Annotated in this window: 8 protein-coding genes; 2 read left to right on the plus strand and 6 right to left on the minus strand. The window is 57.4% G+C overall.

Annotated features, from left to right (window positions below; all coding sequences use genetic code 11):
• The first annotated feature begins 306 nt into the window (after positions 1-306).
• A complete protein-coding gene (locus LIO98_RS14805) occupies positions 307-543 on the plus strand; it encodes a hypothetical protein (RefSeq protein ID WP_291958892.1) in 237 nt (78 codons plus the stop codon).
• Between the two features lie 368 nt (positions 544-911).
• A complete protein-coding gene (locus tag LIO98_RS14810) occupies positions 912-1,457 on the plus strand; it encodes a flavodoxin family protein (protein ID WP_291958893.1) in 546 nt (181 codons plus the stop codon).
• Positions 1,458-1,661: 204 nt separating this feature from the next.
• On the opposite strand, the gene LIO98_RS14815 is transcribed toward LIO98_RS14810, so the two are convergent.
• Genes LIO98_RS14815 through rsxC form a run of 6 tightly spaced genes read right to left on the minus strand, consistent with a single transcriptional unit; the run spans position 1,662 to position 6,750 of the window.
• The gene (locus LIO98_RS14815; RefSeq protein WP_291958894.1) at positions 1,662-2,504 is read right to left on the minus strand and encodes an RnfABCDGE type electron transport complex subunit B; all 843 of its coding nucleotides are present in this window, start codon (positions 2,502-2,504) and stop codon (positions 1,662-1,664) included.
• A gap of 15 nt (positions 2,505-2,519) precedes the next feature.
• Positions 2,520-3,098, minus strand: a complete 579-nt coding sequence (locus LIO98_RS14820) for an RnfABCDGE type electron transport complex subunit A (RefSeq protein WP_291958895.1) — start codon at positions 3,096-3,098, stop codon at positions 2,520-2,522.
• Positions 3,098-3,871 carry an electron transport complex subunit E gene (locus LIO98_RS14825; protein ID WP_291958896.1) on the minus strand — a complete coding sequence of 258 codons (774 nt, stop codon included), beginning with the start codon at positions 3,869-3,871 and terminating at the stop codon, positions 3,098-3,100. The genes LIO98_RS14820 and LIO98_RS14825 overlap by 1 nt, the downstream gene beginning before the upstream one ends.
• Positions 3,871-4,491 carry an RnfABCDGE type electron transport complex subunit G gene (locus tag LIO98_RS14830; protein ID WP_291958897.1) on the minus strand — a complete coding sequence of 207 codons (621 nt, stop codon included), beginning with the start codon at positions 4,489-4,491 and terminating at the stop codon, positions 3,871-3,873. The genes LIO98_RS14825 and LIO98_RS14830 overlap by 1 nt, the downstream gene beginning before the upstream one ends.
• Positions 4,484-5,413, minus strand: coding sequence for an RnfABCDGE type electron transport complex subunit D (locus LIO98_RS14835; protein WP_291958899.1), 930 nt, complete (start codon positions 5,411-5,413; stop codon positions 4,484-4,486). The genes LIO98_RS14830 and LIO98_RS14835 overlap by 8 nt, the downstream gene beginning before the upstream one ends.
• The gene (rsxC, locus tag LIO98_RS14840; RefSeq protein WP_291958901.1) at positions 5,413-6,750 is read right to left on the minus strand and encodes an electron transport complex subunit RsxC; all 1,338 of its coding nucleotides are present in this window, start codon (positions 6,748-6,750) and stop codon (positions 5,413-5,415) included. The genes LIO98_RS14835 and rsxC overlap by 1 nt, the downstream gene beginning before the upstream one ends.
• Positions 6,751-6,836: the final 86 nt, after the last annotated feature.

The raw sequence follows: 6,836 nt of genomic DNA on the forward strand, positions 1-6,836 counted from the left end.
TAATGAAGCCGGCACTCACCTTCATGGTGCTCTGCTGGATTCCTGTACTTCTCGTCACCGCCTACATCCCGAAGCTTGTCCTCTTCCTGCCGCACTTGATTCTTGGTATTCCCTGGTAAGAACAGCGGCGGTAGAAATATTAAAAGAGAGAAATGCTGCCGGCAGCAAACGCGCCGGCAGCATTTTTTATTACCTCCTAATACGGACAGGCGCTTTTTTTATTGAAGGCGAACGGCTATAATACGATAAGCGATAAAGGAAGAAAAGGACGAAAATAAAATGTTTTACAGAGATCTTTTTGCGTCATTGTGTTTTATCTTTTTTGGCATCGCGCTTGCCACCCATCACCCATATTTTTACTTTGGGGCGATGATGTGCGGCTGTCTCTCAACTACGGCTAAGAGAAAGATGTGGCAGAACCCTAGCTGGTCTGACGCGATCTACGACAGGATAGAGGGCTGGCTGGATGATAAGGTGGAGGGCCAGAGGACGGAGTTTAAAGAGGACGAAGAGATAAAGCCGCTGCCGCCGCTGGATAAATAGGCTTTAAGGGCCGTAAACAGGGAAATGTGATTTTTTGTAGGGCCCCCTCGGCATCGTACCTTCACTTTTCGGCATATTTAGATGAATAAGCTCGGTTTCATATTTATGGCAAAGTTGTAAGAACCGCCCTCGTTTTAGTTTAACGAAGGCGGTTCTTTTTATCTTTAGTTGTAATGGATGCGCTTCTTAATATGCTTTAAACGTATGGAATGTAATTTAATATAGGTATTTGATATTATGAACAATTACTTATATCTTAGCAGCAAAAGAGGAGGGTGCCGCACCGACCCGCGATAAAAGATAAATGCCGGCATCACCCTGTAAAACATAGCGACAGATAAAATATATTTGCCGAGAGGGAGAAAAATATGAGCAGGAAGATTTTGATTGTCTGTACCAGCCCGCGCAGAAGCGGCAATTCCGAGATGTTGGCCGATGAGTTTGCCAGAGGAGCGCAGGAGGCGGGGCATGAGGTGAAGAAGGTTTGTCTCTATGACAGGAACATCGGCTTTTGCCAAGGCTGTCTTGCCTGCCAAAGGAACATGAAATGTGTGCTGAATGACGACGCCAACGCCGTCGTTGAACAGATGGGGCGCTCCGAGGTGCTGGTATTTGCCACACCGGTCTATTTTTATGGGATGTCGGGACAGATGAAGACGTTGCTTGACAGAAGCAACCCGCTCTTCCCCGCGGAGTATGCCTTCCGCGATATTTACCTGCTGGCCGCCGCCGCTGATACCGACGAGAGGGCCGTCGAAGGCGTGGTTACGGGAATCAATGGCTGGATCGAGTGTTTTGAAGAGAGCAGGCTTGCCGATGTTCTCTGCGGGACTGGTGCCGATGAAATAGGAACTATACTGAACAATCGACCGGCGCTGGATAGGGCGTACGAGATGGGCAAAGCCGTTCGCTAACGCAGGATGACGGTTCGAGTGGACATGTCAAAGTTTGCCCGCCGTGAGCCGCATTATGTAAACGGCCTTTTAGAGGCGGCTGCGGATAAACGAAAAACGGCATAGCTGGGACTATGTCGTTTTTCGTTATAGTATGATTTTGTTAAGACAGAAGCGGCGGCCCCGCTACAGAGGGACGGCCGCTCTATAAATTCAGTACAGGTCTTACTGCGCCGGTGCCGCGCTATCCTGTGCGGTAACTGCCGGCCTCGGCGGCCTGGCGTCGGCGATGGCTTTGACCGGGCACTTCGATACACAGAGACCGCAGTTAACGCATTTACCGGCATCAATTACGGCGAGGCTGCCCTTCATCTCGATCGCCTCTTTGGGGCAGGCCTTCACGCAGAGCGTACAGCCGATGCAGCCCACGGAGCAGACCTTCTTCACGAACGGGCCTTTGAGCGGATTGCTGCAGGCGACCTGGACCTTTGACTTCTTCGGCACTATGGCAATGACCCCGCGGGGGCATTCCGCGGCGCAGCTGCCGCAGCCGACGCATTTTTCGCGGTCCACGACGGCGAGTCCGTCAACTATCTTGATCGCGTCAAAGGCACAGACCTTTACACAGGTCCCGAAGCCCATGCAGCCGTAGGCGCATGACGAAGGTCCCCTGCCGGGAACCACGGCCGCCTCGCGGCAGTCTTCCGCCCCCTGATAGACGCAGTCCTTGACTGTTTTGCCCAAGGAACCCTGGCACTTCACGAAGGCTATCTGCGGCTCCGCCGATTCTGCGGCCACGCCCATGATATCGGCGATCTTCGCCGCGACCTCGGGGCCCGCGGCGGCGCAGAGGGTGAGCTTTGCCGCGCCGGAGGCGCAGGCCTCCGCGTAGCCGTCACATCCGGGGAAACCGCATCCGCCGCAGTTCGCGCCCGGCAGCAGCGCGCGGATATCGGCCTGGCGCTGGTCGACTTCAACGTAGAATTTTTTTGAGGCGAAGGCGAGGAGGCTGCCAAAGACGACTCCAAGGCCTCCCATTACAAGCGCGGGATAGATCATTCCATTCATTTTAAGCGTCCCTCCCTATTTGATGAGCCCGGTAAAGCCCATGAAGGCGATCGACATGAGTCCAGCCGTCACAAGGGCGATCGGCAGCCCGCGCAGGCAACGCGGCATCTCCGTGCTCATCTCAATGCGCTCGCGGATTCCGGCCATGAGGACGATCGCAAGCAGGAAGCCGGCCGAGGAGCCGAGGGCGTTGACGATCGACTCGACGAGCGTGTACTTTTCGTTCATATTGATGACCGCGACGCCGAGAACGGCGCAGTTTGTCGTGATCAGCGGCAGGAAGATGCCGAGCGATTTGTAAAGGGCCGGCATCACCTTTTTGAGCACGATCTCAACGAACTGCACGAGAGCCGCGATGATGAGGATGAACGAGAGTGTGTAAAGATACTCCAGTCCAAGCGGCACAAGGATAAATGTGTAGGCGAGCGAGGTCATGATCGCCGCGAAGGTGGTAACGAAGATGACGGCGACTCCCATGCCCTTGGCCGTCTCAAGCTGGCTTGAAACGCCGAGGAATGGGCAGCAGCCGAGGAACCTCGCCAGCAGTATGTTGTTTACGAATATCGCGCTGATGAAGAGAGCCAGAAGCGACATTATTTACCAGCCTCCTTTTGCGGAGACGAACCGGCGGGCGAGGCCGGAGCCGTCTCTTTGGCGCAGACGACGGAAGAGTTGCCGCCGCCGCAGATATTCTTCAAAGCGCATCCGCTGCAGGCCGAGAGCTGTTCCCAGCCGTCGTATGAGGAGATAGCACCGCCATTTTCCCTCTCCTCTTTCTTGATCTGCCTGTTGCGGAAGAGTCCCATCAGTATCCCGAAGGTGATAAAACCGCCGGGGGCCAGGATCGCGAGCAGCGCCGGCTGGTAGAAGGAGGAGGAAAGGATCGTCGCCCCAAATACCGTGCCGTTGCCGATAAGTTCGCGGATAGAGCCGATCAGGACCAACGCCAGCGTAAAGCCCAGTCCCATGCCGATGCCGTCGAAGAGCGACGCTACGACGCCGTTTTTGAAGGCGAAGGCCTCGGCGCGCGCGAGGATTATGCAGTTGACGACGATCAGGGGGATGAAAATCCCCAGCGATTTGTTGAGCGCCGGCGCGTAGGCCGAGATGAGCAGCTGTACGACGGTAACGAATCCCGCGATGACGACGATGAAGGCCGGGATACGGATCTCGTCGGGGATGAATTTGCGTATCGCCGACACCGCGATATTGGAGCCCATGAGGACCGCCGTCGCGGCCAGCCCCATACCAAGCCCGTTGACGGCGCTTGAGGTTACCGCAAGCGTCGGACAGAGCCCGAGAACGAGCACGAATGTCGGGTTTTCGGTCAGTATGCCGTTTTTAAGCAGTTTGAGAGGATTTATCATCAGTTGGCCTCCTCGCTTGTTTTGGAATCGGAAGCCGCTCCGCCGGTCATATCCGCCTGAGCGCCGCCGCTGAAGTCAGCTTTCCAGTAGGCAAGCGCTTCGTTGACCCCGGCGACTACCGCGCTGGAGGTAATCGTTGCTCCCGAGATTGCCTGGATCTGGTCCTCCACCTCGGCGGGAGTCTTTGTTACGAAGAGCTTTTCGATCAGCTTGTCTTTGAACTGTCCCGCAAAAGGCTCCTCCACCGCCTTGGCTCCGAGCCCCGGCGTCTCGCTGTGGCTGAGGATCTTGATGTCCATGACGCGCCCCTCGTTTGAGATACCGACGATCAGCTCTATGGGTCCGCCGTAGCCCTTCGGCGTGACGGTGAAGTTGTAGCCGACGGTCTTGCCGCCGCTGCTTCCCTCATAGATCTCCTTGATGATCCCCGCGTTCTCCGACGGCTGGAGCCTTTTGAACTCCGTCGCGCCGGGAAGGGTCGCCGCGAGCGCCTCGTTCTTCTCGCGCGCCTGTGCCTCGCGGATCGGTTCAAGCGTGATTGTGTGTACCGCGCCGAGGATCAGGCCGGTGACGGCGGTGATGACGAACAAAACTAACCCGAGTTTTATGATCTTACCCATGCTTTTTCACCTCTCCGAAAATGCGCGGCTTGGTGACGCGGTCGATGAGCGGCACCGTCAGGTTCATGATCAGTATCGAATAGGATACTCCCTCCGGATAGCCGCCCCAGGTGCGGATCAGCGAGGTAAGCAGTCCGCAGCCGACGGCGAAGATCATCTGCCCGCGCAGCGTGATGGGGGTCGTCGTGTAGTCGGTGGCCATGAAGATGGCGCCGAGGAAGAGTCCGCCGGCGAGTATCTCATAGACCGGGCCGACTGGCCTGCCGAAAACCGTGCAGAGCGCGGCGACCACCGCTATATAGATCACCGGCACCTGCCATTTGATGATGTCTTTATAGAGAAGAAGGGCGAAGCCGACGAGCAGCGCAAGGGCCGAGGTCTCGCCGATACAGCCGCCGATATTGCCGACGAAGAGATTCGTTAGGCTCGGGAGCTTGTCCAGACTTCCCGCCTTTATAAGGGCCAGCGGCGTCGCGCCGGAGACGCCGTCAAGCGTCCAGGTCGTCATCGGCACGGGCCAGCTGGTGAGCATCATCGCGCGCGCCGCGAGGGCCGGGTTTACGATGTTGCAGCCAAGACCGCCGAAGAACTGCTTGACGACGATTATCGCGAAGAGGCTGCCAAGCACCGCCATCCAGAAGGGAATGGTCGGCGGCAGGTTATAGGCCAGCAGAAGCCCCGTCACCGCCGCGGAGAGGTCGCCCGCCGTTATCGTCCTCTTTGTGCACCTCTCCCAGAGGTACTCGAAGGCGACGCAGGAGACGACGCAGACCGCCATCACCGCTGCGGCGCGGAGGCCGAAGAAATATATGCCCGCGAGCCCCGCGGGAGCGAGAGCCGCCAGCACCCAGCCCATGATGGTCCTCGTATCGAGCGGGGAGTGTATATGCGGCGAACTTGATACTACCAATAGACGTTCCATTATTTTGCAGCCGCCTTTCTGCGCATCGCCATCACGGAGGCCTTGCCGTCGCGGCAGCCCTGTGTCAGCGGACGGTTCGCGGGGCACATGTAGGTGCAGCTCCCGCACTCTATGCAGTTCATGCCGCCCTCCTCCTCAAAACGGGTGTAGAGACGCTCCAGTACGAGCGGTTCCAGCACGTTGGGTATCAGCCCCATCGGGCAGGCCGAGACACAGCGTCCGCACCGGAGGCAGGGGGTGATCGGCTTCAGCATCGCCGACTTCGCCGTGAGGGCGAGGATGCCGGAGGTGCCCTTCACCACCGGCACGTCAATGGAGCGCATCGAAATACCCATCATCGGGCCGCCGGAGAGGATCTTGACGGGCTGCTCCTTAAAGCCGCCGCAGAGATCGACCAGCTCGCGCACAGAGGTGCCGAGCGGGACTTTGATATTCTTGGGGTGGGCGACGGCGTCGCCGGTGACGGTGACGATACGCGTCGTCGCGGGGTTTCCCTCCGCGATCGCCCGGTAGATCTGAAAGACGGTGCGCACGTTGAGTATGATGCAGCCGACATCGGCGGGAAGCGCCGTCATGATATATTCCTGGCCGGTTATCGCCTCGATCAGCATCTTCTCCGCGCCCTGCGGATATTTGACCGCCAGCGGCTGTACGATAATATTCTCCGCGCCAAGCTTCGCGACGAGATCGTTCATCACGGAGATCGCCTGCGGCTTGTTGTTCTCGATTGCGATTACGCCCTTCGCCTCGGGGAAGATGCGCATCACGAGCTGCAGCCCCTTTACCACCTTTTCCGCGCCCTCGAGCATCAGCCGGTTGTCGCAGTTAAGGTAGGGTTCGCACTCTACGCCGTTGACGATGAGCCAGTTTATCTTCTTATCGGGCGGTGGGGAGAGTTTGACGGCGGTTGGGAAGGTCGCGCCGCCGAAGCCTACGATGCCGGCCTCACGAATGCGTTTGATATATTCCTTCGGGTCGGCGCTCTCGTAATTTTCCAGCGGCTTCCACTCGGGAGCCGTCTCATAAAGGCCGTCGTTTTCCACGACCACGCAGTTTTCGAGCATTCCCGGCGTCGTCATTCTCATCGTGACGTCCTTTACCGTTCCGGAGACGCTTGAAAGAATCGGAGCGGAGACGAAGGCGTCGTTGTTGCCGAGGCGGGTGCCGACGAGGACCCTATCTCCCTTCGCGACGACGGGCGAACATGGCGCGCCTAAGTTCTGCGCCATCGGAAAGACAAGCTCACCCTTCGGAAGATAGGATTCGATCTCTTCGTTTACGGTCAGATCTTTGTTCTGGGGCGGATGGATGCCTCCCCAGAAGGTTGGAAGCCTCATAAAATCGTTCCTCCTTTTTATGCAGTAAAAATCTTCAGCAAAATCTCTCTCTACGAATAATACAGTGTAAATCCAAAGCATTATTC

The sequence above is a fragment of the Cloacibacillus sp. genome, assembly GCF_020860125.1.
GTDB lineage: Bacteria > Synergistota > Synergistia > Synergistales > Synergistaceae > Cloacibacillus.